The sequence below is a fragment of the Marinobacter sp. C7 genome (genome assembly GCF_022343555.1).
GTDB lineage: Bacteria > Pseudomonadota > Gammaproteobacteria > Pseudomonadales > Oleiphilaceae > Marinobacter.
The window spans coordinates 868,358-888,097 of sequence record NZ_JAKQZH010000002.1 but is presented as its reverse complement, the minus strand read 5'-3'; the positions used below and the strand labels follow the sequence as shown (position 1 = coordinate 888,097).

At 60.6% G+C, this 19,740-nt stretch carries 20 protein-coding genes; 14 read left to right on the top strand and 6 right to left on the bottom strand.

Annotation, left to right across the window (positions count from 1 at the left end):
* Positions 1-92 precede the first annotated feature (92 nt).
* The 6 genes from metX to MD273_RS13935 are packed head-to-tail and all read left to right on the top strand — an operon-like array spanning position 93 to position 4,584.
* On the top strand, positions 93-1,241 hold the full coding sequence (metX, locus tag MD273_RS13960; protein WP_239038385.1) for a homoserine O-succinyltransferase MetX: 1,149 nt from the start codon (positions 93-95) through the stop codon (positions 1,239-1,241).
* Positions 1,238-1,843, top strand: coding sequence for a methionine biosynthesis protein MetW (metW, locus tag MD273_RS13955; RefSeq protein WP_239038384.1), 606 nt, complete (start codon positions 1,238-1,240; stop codon positions 1,841-1,843). The genes metX and metW overlap by 4 nt, the downstream gene beginning before the upstream one ends.
* Positions 1,843-2,295, top strand: a complete 453-nt coding sequence (locus MD273_RS13950; protein ID WP_239038501.1) for a DUF4426 domain-containing protein — start codon at positions 1,843-1,845, stop codon at positions 2,293-2,295. The genes metW and MD273_RS13950 overlap by 1 nt, the downstream gene beginning before the upstream one ends.
* 3 nt (positions 2,296-2,298) lie before the next feature.
* Positions 2,299-2,898, top strand: a complete 600-nt coding sequence (gene rdgB / locus MD273_RS13945; RefSeq protein ID WP_239038383.1) for an RdgB/HAM1 family non-canonical purine NTP pyrophosphatase — start codon at positions 2,299-2,301, stop codon at positions 2,896-2,898.
* 4 nt (positions 2,899-2,902) lie between these two features.
* Positions 2,903-4,051 carry a radical SAM family heme chaperone HemW gene (hemW, locus tag MD273_RS13940; RefSeq protein ID WP_239038382.1) on the top strand — a complete coding sequence of 383 codons (1,149 nt, stop codon included), beginning with the start codon at positions 2,903-2,905 and terminating at the stop codon, positions 4,049-4,051.
* Entirely contained in the window at positions 4,051-4,584 is a 534-nt protein-coding gene (locus MD273_RS13935) for a hypothetical protein (protein WP_239038381.1), read from the top strand. The genes hemW and MD273_RS13935 overlap by 1 nt, the downstream gene beginning before the upstream one ends.
* A 15-nt stretch (positions 4,585-4,599) precedes the next feature.
* Here MD273_RS13935 and trmB read toward each other — a convergent pair whose 3' ends face one another.
* The 3 genes from trmB to MD273_RS13920 form a co-directional block, all read right to left on the bottom strand.
* Positions 4,600-5,331 carry a tRNA (guanosine(46)-N7)-methyltransferase TrmB gene (gene trmB, locus MD273_RS13930; RefSeq protein WP_239038380.1) on the bottom strand — a complete coding sequence of 244 codons (732 nt, stop codon included), beginning with the start codon at positions 5,329-5,331 and terminating at the stop codon, positions 4,600-4,602.
* A gap of 71 nt (positions 5,332-5,402) precedes the next feature.
* The gene (locus MD273_RS13925; RefSeq protein WP_239038379.1) at positions 5,403-6,935 is read right to left on the bottom strand and encodes a YifB family Mg chelatase-like AAA ATPase; all 1,533 of its coding nucleotides are present in this window, start codon (positions 6,933-6,935) and stop codon (positions 5,403-5,405) included.
* A 51-nt stretch (positions 6,936-6,986) separates the two neighbouring features.
* Entirely contained in the window at positions 6,987-7,241 is a 255-nt protein-coding gene (locus tag MD273_RS13920; RefSeq protein WP_091997387.1) for an accessory factor UbiK family protein, read from the bottom strand.
* 381 nt (positions 7,242-7,622) lie between these two features.
* On the opposite strand from MD273_RS13920, the gene glnK reads away from it, so the two are divergent.
* Both glnK and MD273_RS13910 read left to right on the top strand, forming a co-directional pair.
* Positions 7,623-7,961, top strand: a complete 339-nt coding sequence (glnK, locus tag MD273_RS13915) for a P-II family nitrogen regulator (protein ID WP_091997389.1) — start codon at positions 7,623-7,625, stop codon at positions 7,959-7,961.
* A gap of 67 nt (positions 7,962-8,028) precedes the next feature.
* The gene (locus MD273_RS13910) at positions 8,029-9,300 is read left to right on the top strand and encodes an ammonium transporter AmtB (RefSeq protein ID WP_239038378.1); all 1,272 of its coding nucleotides are present in this window, start codon (positions 8,029-8,031) and stop codon (positions 9,298-9,300) included.
* A gap of 111 nt (positions 9,301-9,411) precedes the next feature.
* On the opposite strand, the gene MD273_RS13905 is transcribed toward MD273_RS13910, so the two are convergent.
* Together MD273_RS13905 and speE are read right to left on the bottom strand one after the other, a co-directional pair.
* Positions 9,412-9,603 carry a DUF6316 family protein gene (locus tag MD273_RS13905; RefSeq protein WP_239038377.1) on the bottom strand — a complete coding sequence of 64 codons (192 nt, stop codon included), beginning with the start codon at positions 9,601-9,603 and terminating at the stop codon, positions 9,412-9,414.
* Between the two features lie 104 nt (positions 9,604-9,707).
* Positions 9,708-10,589: a polyamine aminopropyltransferase gene (speE, locus tag MD273_RS13900; RefSeq protein ID WP_239038376.1), complete on the bottom strand. Its 882-nt coding sequence runs from the start codon at positions 10,587-10,589 to the stop codon at positions 9,708-9,710.
* Between the two features lie 201 nt (positions 10,590-10,790).
* On the opposite strand from speE, the gene speA reads away from it, so the two are divergent.
* The 3 genes from speA to MD273_RS13885 all read left to right on the top strand — a co-directional run bounded on the left by speA (position 10,791) and on the right by MD273_RS13885 (position 14,109).
* A complete protein-coding gene (gene speA / locus MD273_RS13895) occupies positions 10,791-12,701 on the top strand; it encodes a biosynthetic arginine decarboxylase (protein ID WP_239038375.1) in 1,911 nt (636 codons plus the stop codon).
* Positions 12,702-12,874: 173 nt separating this feature from the next.
* Complete coding sequence (locus tag MD273_RS13890) at positions 12,875-13,474, top strand: sigma-70 family RNA polymerase sigma factor (RefSeq protein WP_239038374.1); 600 nt, start codon at positions 12,875-12,877, stop codon at positions 13,472-13,474.
* Entirely contained in the window at positions 13,471-14,109 is a 639-nt protein-coding gene (locus MD273_RS13885) for a ChrR family anti-sigma-E factor (protein ID WP_239038373.1), read from the top strand. Before MD273_RS13890 ends, MD273_RS13885 begins: the two co-directional genes overlap by 4 nt.
* A gap of 56 nt (positions 14,110-14,165) precedes the next feature.
* Here MD273_RS13885 and MD273_RS13880 read toward each other — a convergent pair whose 3' ends face one another.
* Entirely contained in the window at positions 14,166-14,903 is a 738-nt protein-coding gene (locus tag MD273_RS13880; RefSeq protein WP_239038372.1) for an SDR family oxidoreductase, read from the bottom strand.
* Positions 14,904-15,137: 234 nt separating this feature from the next.
* On the opposite strand from MD273_RS13880, the gene MD273_RS13875 reads away from it, so the two are divergent.
* The 3 genes from MD273_RS13875 to MD273_RS13865 all read left to right on the top strand — a co-directional run bounded on the left by MD273_RS13875 (position 15,138) and on the right by MD273_RS13865 (position 19,732).
* Complete coding sequence (locus tag MD273_RS13875) at positions 15,138-16,913, top strand: acyl-CoA dehydrogenase C-terminal domain-containing protein (protein WP_239038371.1); 1,776 nt, start codon at positions 15,138-15,140, stop codon at positions 16,911-16,913.
* Positions 16,914-17,045: 132 nt separating this feature from the next.
* Complete coding sequence (gene tcdA / locus MD273_RS13870) at positions 17,046-17,837, top strand: tRNA cyclic N6-threonylcarbamoyladenosine(37) synthase TcdA (protein ID WP_239038370.1); 792 nt, start codon at positions 17,046-17,048, stop codon at positions 17,835-17,837.
* Between the two features lie 20 nt (positions 17,838-17,857).
* On the top strand, positions 17,858-19,732 hold the full coding sequence (locus MD273_RS13865; protein ID WP_239038369.1) for a cation:proton antiporter: 1,875 nt from the start codon (positions 17,858-17,860) through the stop codon (positions 19,730-19,732).
* Positions 19,733-19,740: the final 8 nt, after the last annotated feature.

Genomic DNA, 19,740 nt, shown 5'->3' with positions numbered 1-19,740 from the left:
ATCTCCACCCGGCTATAAACTGCTGGGCTGGCGATGGCTTTGCCGTCGCCGATCCAGTTACTTACGGACCGAACCAGGAACCTGTCGCGCCGATGCCCGATTCCCTGCCCGCGGACTCTGTCGGGATAGTCACCCCACAGTCTTATCACTTTGACACTCCCATTGAACTGGCGTGCGGCCAGAAACTGGGAAACTATGACCTGGTGGTGGAAACCTACGGCGAACTGAACGCCGACGCCAGCAATGCGGTGCTGATCTGCCACGCGCTCAGTGGTCATCATCACGCTGCCGGCTATCACAGCATGGAAGACCGGAAACCCGGCTGGTGGGATAGCTGTATCGGCCCGGGCAAACCGATCGACACCAACCGGTTCTTTGTGGTGTCCCTGAACAATCTTGGTGGCTGCCATGGCAGCACCGGCCCGAATTCGGAGAACCCGGCCACCGGCAAGCCCTATGGCCCTGAGTTCCCGGTGATCACGGTCAGTGACTGGGTGCAAAGTCAGGCCGTGCTCGCCGACCGGCTGGGCATCCAGTGCTGGGCAGCAGTGGTTGGCGGCTCTCTCGGGGGTATGCAGGCCCTGCAGTGGAGCCTGGACTACCCGGATCGGCTCCGGCACTCGGTGGTGATTGCTTCCACGCCCAGGCTCACGGCCCAGAACATCGCGTTCAACGAAGTCGCCCGGCAGGCCATTACCTCCGACCGGGAATTTCATGGTGGCCGCTATTACGACTTCGATACCGTGCCTCGCCGCGGCCTGATGCTGGCCCGGATGGTCGGCCACATCACGTACCTGTCCGACGCCTCCATGGGTGAAAAGTTTGGCCGGGAGCTCCGGGAAGAGGCTTACAAGTTCGGTTATGACGCCGAATTCCAGGTGGAGAGCTATCTGCGTTATCAGGGTGAACGGTTCTCCGAATCCTTCGACGCCAACACCTACCTGCTCATGACCCGGGCTCTGGATTACTTCGATCCGGCCTATGAACACGACGGCGATCTGTCCAGGGCAATTGCCGCAGCCCAATGCGAATTTCTGGTGCTGTCGTTCAGTACCGACTGGCGCTTTACGCCCCAGCGCTCGGAAGAAATGGTCAATGCCATGATCTCCGCCAGGAAGAAAGTGAGCTACGCCGAGATTGACGCCCCCTGGGGACACGATGCCTTCCTGATTCCCACGCCACGGTATACCGACATCTTCACCGCGTACATGGATCGGGTAGCCCGGGAGGTGGGTGCATGAGACCAGACCTCGAAATCATCCAGCAGTGGGTAAAACCCGGCCATCATGTCCTGGATCTGGGCTGTGGTGATGGCACCCTGCTCGACTTCCTCCAGCGGGAACGCCAGGCCACCGGTTTCGGCCTGGAAATCAATCCGGACCATATCACCACCTGCATGGGCAAAGGTGTGGCGGTGATCGAGCAGAATCTGGACACCCAGGGCCTGGACAACTTTGATGACGGTATGTTCGATATCGTGCTGATGACCCAGGCCCTGCAGGCGGTGCGCCGGCCAGACAAGGTGCTGGACGAAATGCTGCGACTGGGCCGCGAAGGCATTGTCACCTTCCCCAACTTCGCCCACTGGCGGCTGCGCTGGGGCCTTGCTTTGAGTGGCCGAATGCCCGAATCCGAAGCGCTGCCGTATAAATGGTACAACACCCCCAACATTCGCCTGTGCACCTTCAAGGACTTCGAGGCTCTGTGCCGCCAGAAGGGCATCAGGATCAAGAGCCGCCGGGTGGTGGACGGCCAGCATCAGAATAGCTGGTCCGCCCGGTTATGGCCTAATCTGTTAGGGGAGATCGCCATTTACCGCATCACACGGGAGAACGAACAATGATGAAGCACATCCGGGCCTTCACAACGTTTCTGACAGCCACCCTCCTGACCCTGGCGAGCCTGCAGGCCCAGGCGGCCGGCTCCCAGGATTTTGGTGACTATCAGGTGCACTGGAGTGTACTGCCAAGCACCTTCCTGTCGCCCGAGGTGGCCAAAGCCAACGACCTCCAGCGCAGCAAGGGTATCGGTATCGTCAACATCTCCATCATGCAGGAGCAGGACAACGGCGCCCTCAAGCCCGTCAGTGGCCAGGTGGAGGGCAAAGTCAGTAATGATATCCAGCAGATCAATTTCCTGGCGTTCCGGCGCATCGAGGAGGGCGATGCGGTCTACTTCATCGCCGAGTACCAGTACCGTTCCGGTGAGCTGATGACCTTCAACATAACCGCCCGCCCGACTGGCCACCGGCAGGATTTGTCGGTGCGGTTTGCCCACACCCTGTTCAGCGACTGAGCCATGGCACAGCAACTCGTTATTGCCAGCAACAACAAGGGCAAGATTGCCGAACTGACCGAACTGCTCGCGCCGCTGGGCCTGACGCCCATCGCACAGGGCGAGTTGGGCGTGGGAGAGGCCGAAGAGCCGGCAGTTACCTTTGTTGAAAATGCGATCCTGAAAGCCCGCCATGCCGCCCGCGAAACCGGCCTGCCGGCACTTGCCGACGACAGCGGCATTGCGGTGGACGCCCTGGGTGGCCTGCCCGGCGTCCGCTCCGCCCGGTTTGCCGGCGAGAATGCTTCGGATTCGGATAACGTGGAAGCGCTTCTGGGCGCCCTCAAGGACGTCCCGGACGAGGATCGCGGCGCCCAGTTCCATTGCGTGCTGGTCTATCTGCGGCATGCCGACGACCCGACTCCCATCATCTGCCACGGTCGCTGGCCCGGCCGGATTCTGCGTGAGCCCCGAGGTACCGGCGGCTTCGGTTATGATCCGATTTTCCTGGCGCCGGAGCACAATTGCAGCGCCGCAGAGCTCAGCCGCGCCGAAAAGGGCCGCATAGGCCACCGTGGCCGTGCCCTTGTCCAGCTGCTGGAACACCTGAAGGCGGAACTCTGAAGCCATGTCCGCCACTACCCCGGTGGCGGTGAACCCGCCCCTGAGCCTCTACATCCACGTACCCTGGTGTGTGCGCAAGTGCCCCTACTGCGATTTTAATTCCCATGCCATCCGGGACGACATTCCGGAGAAGGCGTACCTGGCAGCATTGCTCGAGGATCTGGAGCAGGATCTTCCGCTGGCCCGGAACCGGGTGATCCAGACGGTCTTTATTGGCGGCGGTACACCGTCACTGATGAGTGGCGATTTCTATTTCCGACTGTTCGAGGCGTTGGGTGAAAAGCTTGCCTTTGCACCGGATGCGGAAATAACCCTCGAAGCCAATCCCGGCACCCTTGAGCAGGGCCGGTTCGAGGCGTTCCGCCAAGCCGGGATCAATCGTCTTTCCATCGGCATCCAGAGCTTCAACCCCGAGCACCTGCGTGTTCTCGGGCGCATCCACGATCGCCATTCGGCTCATCGCGCAGTGGACGCCGCCCGAACGGCCGGGTTCGACAACTTCAACCTCGACCTGATGCATGGCCTGCCGGGCCAGACAGCAGACCAGGCCCTGTCGGACTTGCGCGAAGCACTCCAGCACGGGCCACTCCACCTGTCCTGGTACCAGCTCACCCTCGAACCGAACACGGAATTCTACAGTCGCCCACCGGACCTTCCCGATGACGACCGGCTGTGGGACATCTACCGGGCCGGCGCCGGCCTGCTGCGGGAGCATGGCTTCGACGATTACGAGGTTTCGGCCTGGTGCCAGCCAGGACGGGCCTCCCGACACAACCTGAATTACTGGACTTTCGGCGACTACCTGGCGCTAGGCGCCGGAGCCCACGGCAAGGTCAGCCTCGCGGACGGCAGCATCCGGCGCTACTGGAAAACCCGCCAGCCTGAGGCCTACCTCAACCGCATTGGCAGTCGCACTGCCGGCAACGAATCCATTGAGCCCGATGAGCGGTCTCTGGAATTCCTGATGAACGCATTGCGGCTAAAGGCGGGTGTGGCCGAATCGCTGTTTACAGAACGAACGGGTTTACCCCTGGGGTCAGTTAGGGTACAACTTGATCAAGTACGTAAGGAAGGATTGCTGGAGAGTGGCCGGCTACAGGCAACGGAACTCGGCCAGCGATATCTCAACAGCCTGTTGGAGCGTTTTCTCTGATGGACCCGGCACACGGATGGGCTCCCCTGCCAAAATCCCTGAAGACCAGCCTGGTGATCGCCGCCATTCTGCTGGGAGGCCTGCTGATGGTCAATCAGCCATTGCAGACCGGGTCAGCACCGCAGGGTATTGTCAGCTTCCAGTTTGCTGCCACCGCCGATCAGGCCCATGCCATCCTGCGGAGCTGGCGCTCCGACGGCCAGTTCTGGGCCCGGGTTTCACTGTGGCTCGATTTTGTGTTTATAGCGGCTTATCTGCTGGCCCTGCTGCACCTGACCCGTCACCTGACGCGAGACCGGCCCGGCATCCGGGAACGGGTCGTCGGGCGCTGGGTAAGGGCGCTGTTTGTTGCGGCGGGCGTGGCGGATGTTTCCGAGAACATCCTGCTGCTGAATAACTTCAACCCACCCACCGACGTGGTCAGCCTCTCCGCCACGCTCTGCGCCCTGGTCAAGCTCACCGGCCTCACCCTGGGCGTGGCCGGTCTGGTCATCATCCGGGCCGCCCGACGGCACCCCCTCGCCCACGGCTGAACAAGGGCCAGGGAATCAGTTGGTCCGGTGGAACAGCAGATCCCAGACGCCGTGCCCCAGCCGCTCACCGCGCTTCTCGAACTTGGTTATCGGCCGGTCATCCGGACGTGGTGAGAATTCACCCGGTTCCCGGGCATTGGCAAAGCCCTCCGACTCGCTCATCACTTCCATCATGTGCTCGGCGTAATTCTCCCAGTCGGTTGCCAGGTGCAACACCCCGCCAACCCGAAGCTTATGCCGGAGACGCTGAACAAACTCCGGCTGTATCAGCCGACGCTTGTGGTGCTTTTTCTTCGGCCAGGGATCCGGGAAAAACACCATGACCCGGTCAAGGCAGGCGTCTGGCAGACACAGGTCGATCACATCATTGGCATCGATGTTGTAGATGCGGACATTCTCCAGGCCCCGGTCCTCGATTTCCTTGAGCAGCGCACCGACCCCAGGAAGGTGAACCTCCACCCCGATAAAATCCTGCTCCGGCGCGGCCTCGGCCATCTCGGCCAGGGATTTGCCCATGCCAAACCCGATTTCCAGGTTGAGCATGGCGTCACGGCCGAACACCTCACGGGGATCAATCATGCCGTCTTCACGGCTCAGGCCATACTTGGCCCAACCCCGGTCAAAGGCCTTTTTCTGGCCCTCGGTCATCCGCCCCTGGCGGAGGACGAAGCTGCGGACACCCCGGCGGGTGGTCACCGGCGAATCCGCGGTATCCTTCTCGTTTTGCGGTTCATTCTGATCGGTCATCTGGAATCCTTAACCGCAGGCTGCGGGTTCTGGTTAACAATCTGGAGCACAGTTTACCAGAGTCCGGCAGCTCAGGCGGACACCGCCGAATGCCGGCCCTGCTGTCGATCCAGCTGGCGATAGCCAAGCGCTTCCACGAGATGAGCGTAGGAGACCGTCTCCGCCGCCTCCAGATCCGCCAGCGTACGGGCCAGCCTCAGAATCCGGTGCAGTGCCCGGGCAGACAGCCCCAACCTTTCCATTGCCCCGGCGAGCATGCGTTCACTTTCGGCGTCAAGGCGACAGGCATCGTGGAGGGCGCGGCCAGACAGCAGGGCATTGAGCGCCCCGCGTGCCCTCTGGCGCCTCCGCGCCTGCTCCACGCGAGTGCGTACACTGGCGCTGCTTTCCTCCGCGGCGCCGGGCTGCATCAGTACTTCACCCCGCTGCACCGGCACCTCAACATGCAGGTCGAATCGGTCCAGCAATGGCCCCGAAATCTTCGCGCGATAGCGCATTACCTGGGACGGTGTGCACTGGCAGTCGATGGACGGATGGCCACTGTAACCACAGGGGCAGGGATTCATGGCCGCCACCACCTGGAAGCAGGCCGGAAACCGGACCTGACGCGCAGCCCGACTGATGGCGATTTCTCCGGTTTCCATCGGCTCCCTCAACACCTCGAGCACCCTCCGCTCGAACTCCGGTAACTCATCGAGAAACAATACGCCGCGATGTGCCAGGGAGATCTCGCCCGGGCGGGGACTGCTGCCGCCACCAACCAGTGCCACGGCCGAGGCAGTGTGATGGGGAGCGCGGAACGGCGGCTCCCGCCAGCGGCCCTCACGCACCGGCAAGCCTGCCACCGAGTGTACGCTCGCCACCTCCATGGCCGCATCGTCGGTCAACAACGGCAAAATACCGGGCAGACGGCTCGCCAGCATGCTTTTGCCCGTCCCGGGCGGACCGAAGAACAACAGGTTATGGCCTCCGGCAGCCGCCACTTCCAATGCCCGGCGCGGTACCTTTTGACCACGCACCTCGGAAAGATCGGCGACCGTCTGGCGGTCATCTGAGGCAGACTCCTGCGTCACCCCGGTAACGGGAACCAACCTGGCCCGGCCCGACAAATGCTCGCTCACGGCCAGAATGTGGGCCGCCGCCAGGACGTCATTCCGACTCGCCAGCGCCGCCTCGCCCGCATTGGCCTGGGGAATCAGCAGCTGACGCCCCTCACCCCGCGCTGCCAGTACGGCGGGGAGTATCCCTTTGAGGGGGCGCAGCGCGCCATCCAGGGACAGTTCGCCGACAAACTCGCAGCTTTTCAGGCTCTGATCCGGAACTTGTCCGGAGGCAGCCAGGATGCCAAGGGCAATGGGCAGGTCAAAGCGCCCACCCTCTTTGGGGAGATCGGCCGGGGCAAGGTTAATGGTGATGCGTTTTGCGGGGAACTCGAAGCCGGCGTTCAGCAGCGCACTGCGAACCCGCTCCTTGCTCTCACGGACACCCGTTTCCGGCAATCCGACGATGGACATGGCAGGCAGGCCACCGGAGAGATGGACCTCCACAGTGACCGCCGGGGCGGACACGCCAATACTGGCGCGAGAGTGAACAACAGCAAGCATAATAACCTTCCATGGTTCGTTCCGGCGGGCATCCTGCCCACCAACAGGGCATTATTTGCCCTGGAGTTTCTGTTCCAGCTCGGCGACACGGGACTCCAGTGCTTCCACCTTTTCCCGGGTCTTCATCAGCACCGCCTGCTGGGCATCAAATTCTTCACGGGTCACCAGCTCCAGGCGCGACAGGACCGACATCACGGTGGCACGGGCCTGGGTTTCAAAATCCTCCCGGGCGGCACGGGCCATATCGGGGACGAACTGGCCGAACTGGCCCTGAAGCTGGGCGAGTATGTCCTGCGGACCTTTCACGTTTTACCTCACTGGATTCCAATCTTGCGGATTCCGGCCTGAGCCGGACACCAAAACATAGCTTTGGGAGTGTATCACACACGCGGGCCTGCCATACTGTTGCCTGTCAGCTATATAATGGCTGCCGTCGCCACACGGCAAATGGCTCCAAAATGGACCGCCAGGCGACGAGCCGCCCCTTTTTGGTGCACACTTTTGCGCCAATCTGGGACAGGCTTAAGATAACACTTTGTTTTTAAATCATTTTTTTGCGTTGGCATACCCGATGCTAGAACACCCGTACGCAATCCGCACAATTGATGTGCGAGGTGGCAGCATCCCGAACTCAACAATCGGCCGACGGGCCCTCACTGTTGGGACGGCTTTACCAAGGAGAAAGCAATGAAACTTGTGACAGCGATCATCAAGCCTTTCAAATTGGATGATGTCCGTGAGGCACTATCCGAGATTGGCGTTCAAGGCGTAACAGTTACCGAAGTCAAGGGCTTCGGTCGGCAAAAAGGCCACACTGAGCTCTATCGTGGCGCAGAGTACGTGGTGGATTTTCTGCCCAAGGTCAAGGTCGAGATTGCCATCGGTGACAACCTGCTTGATCAGGTTATCGAGTCAATCACCAAGGCGGCCAACACTGGCAAGATCGGCGACGGCAAGATCTTCGTGACCGAGCTGCAGCAGGCAATCCGCATCCGAACCGGCGAAACCGGCGAAGAAGCGGTCTGAACCTGACCTGACAGTCAGCCAACGCAAAAAACTTATAACCTGAAGAGCCTTGTGCGGAGGGCTTCAAATGGAAAGCAATCTTTTTCACCTGCAATATGCTATAGATACGTTTTATTTCCTGGTGTGCGGCGCATTAGTCATGTGGATGGCCGCAGGCTTTGCCATGCTGGAATCCGGCCTGGTACGAGCCAAGAACACCACTGAAATCCTGACCAAGAACGTCGCGCTGTTCGCGATTTCCTGCATCATGTACCTGGTCTGCGGTTACGCCATCATGTATGGCGGCAACGTTTTCCTGTCAGGCATTGCCGACGTGGACGTTGCTGGCGTGCTGGGCGATTTCGCCGGCCGTGAAGACGGCTTCGAGGGTGGTTCCATCTACTCCGGCGCCTCTGACTTCTTCTTCCAGGTGGTCTTCGTTGCCACAGCTATGTCCATCGTTTCCGGTGCGGTAGCCGAGCGCATGAAGCTGTGGGCATTCCTGGTGTTCGCAGTGGTCATGACCGGTTTCATCTACCCGATGGAAGGTGCCTGGACCTGGGGCGGCGCCTCCGTGTTCGGCATGTACAGCCTGGGCGACCTCGGTTTCAGCGACTTCGCTGGCTCCGGCATCGTGCACATGGCTGGTGCGGCTGCGGCCCTGGCCGGTGTCCTCCTGCTGGGTGCCCGTAAAGGCAAGTACGGCCCGAACGGCGAAATCCGTGCCTTCCCGGGTGCCAACCTGCCGCTGGCGACCCTGGGTACCTTCATCCTGTGGATGGGCTGGTTCGGCTTCAACGGCGGTTCCGTCCTGAAACTGGGCGACATCGCCAGCGCCAACTCCGTGGCCATGGTGTTCCTGAACACCAATACCGCAGCTGCCGGTGGTGCGGTAGCGGCTCTGATCACCGCTCGCCTGATGTTCGGCAAGGCCGACCTGACCATGCTGCTGAACGGCGCCCTGGCCGGCCTTGTGGTCATCACCGCCGAGCCGTCCACTCCGAGCGCCCTGACGGCCACCCTCTTCGGTGCCATCGGCGGTGTCCTGGTAGTGCTGAGCATCGTGACCATGGACAAGCTGCGCATCGACGATCCGGTAGGTGCCATCTCCGTTCACGGCGTGTGCGGTCTGCTCGGCCTGCTGCTGGTACCGGTTACCAATAGTGGTGTGAGCTTCAGTGGCCAGATCATTGGCGCCATCACCATCTTCGTCTGGGTCTTCGTCGCCAGCCTGATTGTCTGGGGCATCCTGAAGGCTGTCATCGGTCTGCGGGTCAGCGAGGAAGACGAGTACGAAGGTGTGGACCTGTCCGAGTGTGGTATGGAAGCCTATCCGGAGTTTGTCAGCGGCAAGCAGTGAGACCACTGTGAAGCAGGGGTCAGATGAAAGCGTTCATCTGACCCCTGGGTACCGCAGACTTCGAGTTGAACATGGGGTCAGATGAAGATTTTCATCTGACCCCTTCTTCGTTCAGACATTCTGATACAAGGCATCGTCAGCATGGCGAAGGTATAGAAGCAACTCCATTTGCGCCTCCTTCATACTGTCGAATGGCCCTTCCATGGTTCCCTCCCGGGTCTGGAAATACCACTGACCGTTGATCACCTCAAAACGTTTACTGCGGAACCAGTTACGCTCCTGCTCTCCCTTGCGTACATCCATATCAACTTCCTCAACAGCTTCCTCTGGCCAAAACCAACGCAAATGATCGAGAGACGATCACTGCCTAAAGTCTAGATCAGACTCGGAGAGTGTCTAATCTTGCGTCATGCTTCACCTGGAATTACCGGATCCCCAAGGGCGTCCAGCATGAACTGAGGCATGGCCAGAGCGCCGTGGTGCACCCCCGGATTGTAGTAGCGGGTGACAAACGGGCGGTTCGCGGCGTCCTCTTCGCGGAAATAGCGCAGCGGGTTGGTCTTGCTGGCCATGGTGCAGCTCCACCAGCCCGTCGGGTATACCGGCTGGGGAAATGGCAGGGTCTGCACATGTTCGAAACCGGCCTTGCGCATGTCCTCGTGGATCGATTTGATGATGGTGTCCGTGTGCAGCAGCGGTGACTCACTCTGCTGGACAATAATGCCGCCTTCCCGGAGCGCCAGCATGGCGTCCCGGTAAAAGTCGAGGGCAAACAGGCCTTCCGCCGGTCCGACCGGATCGGTACTGTCAATTATGATCAGGTCAACGCTGCCGGGTTCGATATCACGCATCCACTGGATACCGTCGCCGAAAAAGAAATTGGCCCGGGGGTCGTCGTTGGCTTCGCACAGTTCCGGAAAATACTTCTCGGACATGCGGGTCACCCGCTCATCGATTTCCACCTGCCAGGCTTCCTCCACACCCGGATGCTTCAGCACTTCCTTGAGCGTGCCGCAGTCACCACCACCGACAATGACCACCTTTTTCGGATCCTTGTGGGTAAACAGGGCCGGATGGGTCATCATCTCGTGGTACAGGAAATTGTCACGGGTGGTCAGCATCACGCAGCCATCCAGCACCATCAGGTTGCCGAAAGTCTCGGTCTCGTAGATTTCGAGCTTCTGGAACGGCGTCTGTTCCTCGTGCAGCTTGTTCTTCACCTGCAGGGAAAAGGCTGTGCCCTGATCCTGAAAGACCTCGGTAAACCATCCCTCGTTCAATGCTGTCATCTGTTGCCTCCCGCTGTGCACCATGGGCTATGTTGAAAGGGGCGTATTGTAGGGCCGGGATGCCGGTAGCCAAAGTTTTTCTCGCTGGCCGGAAGCACGTATTTTCCACACCCGGTTCTTTCAGCCGACGAATGTTGGCCCTACAATGGCGCCCATATTCCCGGCACCCGTCCGGCCCGGTTTCCTGACAGGATAGCAAGCATGAGCGAAGCCAGCGGCACCGCTGCCCACAAGGTCTACAACATCGCCCACTGGAGCGACGGCTATATCGGCGTAAACCCTGAAGGTGAAGTCGTGATCAGGCCGGACCGGAGCCGGACTCCGGCTGCCATCAACCTGCCCGAGCTGACCCGCAGCCTGAGCCGCTCAGGCGTGCAGCTGCCGGTGCTCATCCGCTTTACCGACATTCTCCACGACCGGGTCAACAGCCTCTGCAATGCTTTTAACCGGGTGGCAGCGGATCAGGATTACCGCGGTCGCTACACGGCGGTCTATCCGATCAAGGTCAACCAGCAACGTCGTGTCGTGGAAGAGCTGCTGGCGGCAGAGCCTGCTGCCTCCGCCGGCCAGATCGGACTGGAGGCGGGGAGCAAGCCGGAACTTATGGCGGTGCTGGCAATGTCCCGCCACGAAGGCTCGGTGATTGTCTGCAACGGTTACAAGGACCGTGAATACATCCGCCTCGCCCTCATCGGCCAGAAACTGGGGTACCGGGTCTTCATCGTGGTGGAGAAACAGTCCGAGCTGCCCCTGATCCTGGAACAGGCCCGGGAGCTCGAGGTCACGCCGCTGATCGGCGTGCGTGCCCGCCTGGCCACCATCGGCAAGGGCAACTGGCAGAACACTGGCGGCGAGAAATCCAAATTCGGCCTCTCCGCCAGCCAGGTTCTGGACGTCGTGGAAACCCTGCGCGCTGCCGGCGCCCTGGGATCACTGCAACTGCTGCATTTCCACCTGGGCTCGCAGATTGCGAACATCCGGGACATCCAGACCGGCCTGAAGGAATGTGCCCGCTTCTACGCCGAGCTGCACGGCCTCGGCGCACCGATCGGAACCGTGGATATCGGAGGCGGCCTGGGCGTGGATTACGAAGGTACCCGCTCCCGGAGCAGCTGCTCGATGAACTACAGCGTGGCGGAATACGCCTACAACGTTGTCCATGTCCTTCAGGCCGAGTGCGAGCGCCAGGGCATTCCGCACCCCGACCTCATCAGTGAGTCCGGGCGTGCCCTGACTGCACACCACTCGGTACTGGTCACCAACGTGATTGACCAGGAGCGGCCGGACAACCGTGCCCCCGTCCAGCCGGCGGAAGAGGCACCCGCGCCCCTGCACGATCTGTGGCGCGACCTTCTCAGCCTTGAAGACAGCGAATCCCCCCGCTCGCTGGCGGAAATCTACCACGACGTTCTGCACGCCATGGCCGAAGTGCACAGTCAGTTTGCCCACGGTCTGCTGTCACTGACCGAGCGGGCCCAGGCGGAAACCCTCTATACCCGTTGCTGCCGGCTGCTCAGGAGCCGGCTCGACGGTGCCAACAGGGCCCACCGGGAGATCATTGATGAGCTCAACGAGAAGCTGGCTGACAAACTGTTCGTGAACTTTTCACTGTTCCAATCCCTGCCGGATGTCTGGGGTATTGACCAGATTTTCCCGGTGATGCCGGTGAATGGCCTGACCCGTCCTCTGACCCGGCGGGCGGTCATCCAGGACATCACCTGCGATTCTGACGGCCGCATCGACCAGTACGTGGATGGCCAGGGCATCGAGACCACGCTGCCCCTGCCGGAAGAAAACAGCAAAGAGCCGTTGTTGATGGGCTTCTTCATGACAGGCGCCTACCAGGAAATCCTGGGCGACATGCACAACCTGTTCGGCGATACCCATTCGGTGGACGTGCGCCTCAACGACCGGGGCGGCTTTGACATCAGCGACCCTATCACGGGCGATACCGTGGCCAAGGTGCTGCGCTATGTAAACTTCGAGCCAGACCAGTTACTGGAAGCCTACCGCCGGAAATTCTCTGCCAGCGATCTGTCGCAAAGCCAGCAGAAAGCCTTGCTCGCTGAATTGGCCGCGGGGCTGGAGGGTTATACCTACCTTGAGGAATAGCAGCCGTCACCGGGACGGCACCCTGCCGTAACCAAAACTTTTCCGATTTTTTGTGGTCTCATTGATCCGGCGCGTTCTTGCCCTCGTAAAAGCTCAAACTGACAAACCCGCGACGAGTGCATAGAATGATGACCAGAACAAGCTCAAGCCATGCGACTGTCAAGGAGCGTCCGGTGACAACACTGGATCGGAAACCAGCAAAAGCCGAGGGCCGGAAGGACCCCTGGAGCCAGTTGCTGGACAAAGTGGGCAAACACCAGGACCGTGAGGCCTACCACGCGCTGTTCGAGCACTTTGGCCCGCAGATCAAGTACTATGCCATGGCCAACGGGCTGGCCAGTCATGCCGAAGAACTCGTACAGGAAGTGTTCGTTTCGATCTGGAGGCGCTCCTGTCTCTACGATTGGCGCAAAGCGGCGGCGTCCACCTGGATTTTTACCATCGCCCGTAACCAGCGCATCGACATGCTGCGCAAGATGCAACGTTCAAGCGCGGAAATGCTGGTTGAAACCGAAGACCTCTGGCAGATCCCCGGCGACAACGAAGACGAACCGGTCACCTCGCTGCACCGTCTGATGTCCGAGCGGCGTATCCGTGAATCACTGAGCCATCTGCCCGAGGAGCAGATCACAGTGATTGCCAAGGTGTACATGGAGAACAAGTCCCACCAGATGGTGGCGGACGAGCTGGACATTCCTCTTGGCACCGTGAAAAGCCGGGTCCGCCTGGCGTTGAACAAGTTGAAAGTGATTTTGCAGGACCAGAACGTATGACACGGCACCATCCCGACAGCCTGACTCTCATGGAGTACAGCGCAGGAAACCTGAGCGAGCCCCATGCCTTGTGCATCCGGCTCCACCTGGATAAGTGCCCGCACTGCCGGAGCCGTGTAGACACGCTGGACAGTCTGGGCGCGGTCATGATGGAAGAGCAGCCCAAAGTCAGTGTGTCAGAGAGCATATTCGACAATATCCTCTCGCGCATCGACAGCGAACCCGCCACCGAACCTGACCGGCCTGCGGCCCCCAGGATGGGTCCACTGCAGAAATTGCTGGGTGAGGACCTGAACGGACTGCCCTGGAAAAGACAATTGGGCGATGTCAGTGTTCTCGATATCAGCGAGAAGTTCCCGGGCCAGGGTGAGCAGGTTGTGTTGCAGAAACTGGCTGCCGGAGGCAAGGCGCCTGCGCACACTCACCGGGGAAACGAGACCACGATCGTTCTGCAGGGAGCGTTCGCAGACCAGAACGGCGTGTTCAATCAGTGGGACTTTGTCGTGCTCAATGAACAGGATGAGCACAAGCCGGTAGCCGTGGGATGCGAGGATTGCATCACCCTGTCGGTGCTCAGTGCGCCCGTGAAACTGACAGGTGCCTTTACCCGTCTTCTCAATCCATTCATCCGGTAACGCTCCCCTTCTTCATGGCACCACCTTCCCCTCTTGAGGTGGTGCCATTTTTCCCGTCACCACGGCAGCTCATCACCATCCCAGTTGTAGAACCGGCCGTTTGTCTGCTCGTCCATCCCGTCAATCACCGCCAGCAGGTTGCGCGCTGTCTCCCGGGGCGTGTGGACCTGCAACTGCGCCAGGGATTGCTGAAACGGCGCACTGAGAGGCGACTCCGTCGTGCCGGGATGCACAGCAACGCAGCTCACCGGGGGACAACGCCGCGGCAACTCCACTGACAGATTCCTAACCAGCATGTTCAGGGCCGCCTTGGAGCAACGGTAGGCGTACCATCCACCAAACCTGTTGTCCCCGATCGATCCGACCTTCGCGGAAACCGCCGCGATGCGCTTGAAACGGCGATGCCGTAAATAAGGTACTGCCGCCCGGACAAGGCTCCCGAAGCCGGTGCAATTGACAGCAAAAGAGCGCGCCATCACTGCTGCATCAAAGTCCTCGATGCGTTTTTCGGGGAAGACCTGATCGTCATGCAGCAGGCCAGCGGCATAGATCAGCGTATCGAGCTCGCCGTTCCGGCCCAGCACTTCGGCCAGACTGTTACTCAGCTCCCCGTGATTGCCGGATTCGGCGTTCCAGCGTACCAGCTGCAAACGCCTGTCAGGGATTCTGTCCCGAACCGGTTCCGGATTTCGGCACAGGCCTATGACAGTGGTCTCCGGCTCGCGGTCGAGTAACTGGCGGGCCAGCGCAGCACCGATCGCCCCGCTCACCCCTGCTATCAGAATCTGCCTCATGGTGAACTCCAACTGGCTGAAAAGATTACCAAAGCTCCCTTGAAATAACCCATTGATCATACGCAGAAGGTCGATACGTTTTTTTTATGACTTTGCGCCACTTTTTGGTGGATGTTTGAAGACCAAAGCGTTCAAACAGTCGTATGAATCATCAGTTTGAACCCGCGCCCGGCCAACCGGCCCGGGCCAGATTCGAGGCAACTGACTGATCTGATAACGACGAGGAGAGCGTCCATGCAATACCAGGCACCCGCGAATGACCTTCGCTTCCTGCTGTTCGACGTTTTGGGAGCTGACAAGCTGCACGAGCTGGAACAATACGCCGATGCCACACCGGACCTGATGGCCGCGGTCATCGATGAAGCCGGGAAGCTGGCAGCGGAGGTGATTCAGCCCACCAACCAGACCGGCGACCGCCAGGGCTGCCAGTACGATCCGGAAACCAGAAGCGTACAAACCCCCGACGGCTTCAAGGAGGCGTACCGCAAGTTTGTGGAGGGCGGCTGGACCGCGCTCGACGCACCGCTGGAGTTTGGCGGGCAGGGCCTGCCCCACACACTCAAGTTCGTGGTGGACGAAATGGTCTGTTCCACGAACCTGTCCCTGGGCATGTATCCGGGCCTCACCCATGGCGCCATCAGTGCGCTCTATGCCCACGGGTCCGAGGAACTCAAGCAGACCTACCTGGAGAAGCTCATCTCCGGTGAATGGACCGGCACCATGTGTCTGACTGAACCCCAGTGCGGTACCGATCTTGGCCTGATCCGCACCCGGGCCACCCCCAACGAGGACGGCAGCTACAGCATCGAGGGCACCAAGATCTGGATCACCGGCGGTGAGCACGATCTGGTCGATAACATCGTGCACCTGGTGCTGGCCAAACTGCCCGGTGCACCGGATACCACCAAAGGCATCTCCCTGTTCGTGGTGCCCAAATTCCTGCCCGATTCCGGTGAACGCAACCCGGCTTTCTGCGGCGGCCTTGAGCACAAGATGGGCATCAAGGGCTCCGCCACCTGCGTGATGAACTTTGAAGGCGCCAAAGGCTGGCTGGTTGGTGAGCCCAATGACGGCATGCGGGCCATGTTCACCATGATGAACGAAGCCCGCCTGATGGTCGGCATGCAGGGCCTCGGGTTGGCCGAAATGGCCTACCAGGAGAGTCTTGGCTTCGCCCGGGAGCGGCTGCAGAGCCGGTCGCTGACTGGCCCCAGGAACCCGGACGGGCCGGCCGACCCGATCATTGTGCACCCTGATGTCCGGCGCATGCTGATGCGCCAGAAGGTGCTGAATGAGGGTATGCGCGCCCTCGCCCTGTTCACCGGGCACCAGCTTGACCTGTCGGTCGCCCATCCGGACGAAGGCGTCCGGGAGTCCGCCGACGATCTGGTGCAACTGCTGACTCCGGTGGTCAAGGCATTCCTGACCGATGAGGGTTTCAACAACGCGAACACCGGCTTGCAGGTCCTTGGAGGCTCAGGTTTCACCACCGACTGGCCACTGGAGCAGCTGGTCCGTGACGGACGTATTGCCCGGATCTACGAAGGCACCAATGGCATCCAGGCCATGGACCTGGTCGGCCGCAAACTGTCGCTCAAAGGGGGACAGCTGGTTCGCACCCTGTTCGGTGTCCTGACCGGCTATCTGAAGGACACCCCGGAAGCGCCCCACCGCGAAGAACTCAAAGGTGCGGTCAAGGCTCTGGAGCAGGCAACCATGTGGCTGGCGACCAATGCCCCGAAAGATCCGGAGCAGGCCGGAGCGGCTGCCACCCCTTACCTGCGACTGACGGCCCTGACCGTGATTGGCTATCTGTGGTCACGTATGGCCGGTGTCGCCGCCGCGAAGCTGAAGGCCGGGGAAGGCAACCAACCCTTGCTGGAAGGCAAGCAGGTATCCGCCCGCTTTTACTTCGAGAAGCTGCTGCCGGAAGTCGATTGGCTGCTTAGTGATATCCAGAGCGGCAAGGACAGCCTGATGGCACTCTCGGATGACCACTGGGCTGCCTGAGGTCCCGGGCGGACCGGAAAGGCCACGCTACGCGTGGCCTTTCTGCACCTTCTTTCGTCTCTCTCCGGTGCCTGGGTTACAATTGGCTCCTTTGATTCGCGCCGGCACGGGCCGGCTATTGATGGAGGCTGAATGTCCGCGGACGACTTCGCTTTTCGTTTTGGGGGAATCGAGCGGCTCTACGGTCGCCATGCCCTGGAAGCATTCCGGAATGCCCACATAGCCATCGTCGGACTCGGCGGTGTCGGTTCCTGGGCCGCCGAGGCCCTGGCCCGCAGCGGCATCGGCACCCTGACGCTGATCGACATGGACGATATCTGCGTGTCCAACACCAACCGCCAGCTCCATGCGCTGGAAGGACAGTACGGTCGTACCAAGACCGATGCCATGGCCGAGCGCCTGAAAACCATCAATCCCCATGCTGACATCCGGGTTCATTTTGGCTTCCTCACCACAAAGAACGCCGCTGATCTGATTACTCCCGATATGACCGGAGTCGTGGACGCCATTGACAGCGTCAAGGCCAAGGCCGCGCTCATCGCTCATTGCCAGCGGCGGAAGATTCCGCTGGTCTGCGCCGGCGGTGCAGGGGGCCAGATGGACCCCACCCAGATCCAGGTGGCCGATCTTGCCCGGACCACCCAGGACCCACTGCTCGCCAAGGTTCGCAACCTGTTACGACGGGAATACGGTTTTTCCCGCAACCCCAAGCGGCGTTTTGGCATAGAGGCCGTATACTCACTGGAGCAGCTCACGTATCCTGCCGGTGACGGCGAAGTATGCCACCAGAAGCCGGTCAGCAACGGTCCCGTCAGGCTGGACTGTGCCTCCGGATTCGGCGCTGCCAGCCCGGTCACTGCCAGTTTCGGTTTTATTGCCGCCTCACGCCTGCTCAATCGCATTGCCCGGCGCGCCGGCCAGTAATTCAAAGGACCTGAAAGCCTATGCCCCTCAGCACTGTCATGCTTCTCGCCAGCATTGGTGTCCTGTCCCTGTTTTGTCAGTGGCTGGCCTGGCGGGTACGAATGCCCGCCATCCTCTTCCTGCTGGCCGGTGGCATTGCCGCAGGCCCGCTCTTCGGCTTTCTGGTACCGGAGGTGGTGTTCGGTGACCTGCTGTTTCCGGTGATATCACTGGCGGTGGCCATCATTCTGTTCGAAGGCAGCCTGACCCTGCGCTACGAGGAAATTCGCGGTCACGGCAAGATGGTGCGCAACCTGGTGCCGGTAGGCTCCATTGTCACCTGCATCATCGGCACCCTGGCAGCACGCTGGGCCCTGGGAGTGTCATGGGAGGTAGCCCTGCTGTTCGGAGCCATTTCCATCGTTACCGGCCCGACCGTGATTGCACCGCTGCTGCGGTCGGTTCGCCCGGACTCCAAACTTGCCAATATCCTGCGCTGGGAAGGCATCATCATTGATCCGGTGGGGGCCTTGCTCGCGGTACTGGTCTTCGAGGGCATCGTGTCCTGGGGCCAGGGCAATGTCTTCAGCCATTCGCTCTACATCTTCGGCAAGACTCTGCTGGTGGGCTTGCTGATCGGTGCGGCGGCCGGCTATCTCAACGGCCTGGTGCTGCGCAAGCACTGGATTCCCCAGTACCTGCATAACGCCGGCACCCTGACCTTCATGCTCGGCGTCTATGCCATTTCAAACGAACTGGCCCACGAGTCCGGCCTGCTCACGGTCACCATCATGGGCATCTGGATGGCCAACATGAAGCGGGTGCCGATCGACAGCATCCTCGAGTTCAAGGAGTCGCTCAGTGTCCTGCTGATATCGGCCCTGTTTATCATTCTCGCCGCCAGGGTGGAGTTTTCAGCCATTGCCGAGCTGGGCTGGTCGCTGGTCGCCGTGCTGGCCGCCCTGATGCTGGTTGCCCGCCCCCTGAGCATTTTTCTCTCGGCTATCGGCACCGAACTCAACCTCCGTGAAAAGCTGTTCCTGAGCTGGATCGCCCCCCGGGGCATCGTGGCCGCGGCCGTGTCCGCACTGTTTGCATTCCAGCTGCAGAAGCTCGGCTATGAAAGCGCCGGCGCCCTGGTGCCGCTGGTGTTCATGCTGATCATTGCCACGGTCACCCTGCAGAGCCTCACCGCGCGACCTGTTGCCAGGCTGCTCAAGGTTGCGGAACCGGCCGAGTACGGTTTCCTGATCCTCGGTGCCAACAATGTCGCCCGGATGATCGCCCAGGCCCTGAAAAAACACGAGGTCCCGGTTACCCTTGCCGATACCAACTGGGAGAACGTGAGGCAGGCCCGTATGGACAATCTGCAGGTCTACTTCGGCAACCCGGTCTCCGAGCACGCCTCGACCCATCTGGATCTGACCGGCATCGGCAAACTGCTGGTCATTTCCCCGTACAAGCACATGAATTCACTGGCGACGTACCATTTCCTCGACTGGTTCGGGAAAAACTGCGTGTTCAGTCTGGCCGAGGGCGAGCAGGACCAGAAGGCCCGGCACCAGACGGCAGAGAAAATCCAGATGACCCGGGGACTGTTTGACGGTGTCAGCTATGCCAAGCTAGCCAGCCTGGCCAGTCAGGGCTATACGGTGCGGACCACCCAGCTGAGCGAGGAGTTCAGTTACGAGGATTTCCTGGAAAAATACCAGCGTCAGGCCCTCGTGCTGTTTGTTTTTGACAGCAAGGGCTATGTCTCACCCGTCTGCAGAATGGAGGATCTGAAGCCGGAGGAAGACTGGGTTCTGATCAGCCTTGTTCCACCCCAGCCCCAGAAGGAACGGAAGGAGAAAAACAACGGCGGACAACCGGAAAAGGCCGGCACCAGGGCCGGAAGCGACGAGGGCAATGACTGAGGGCATGG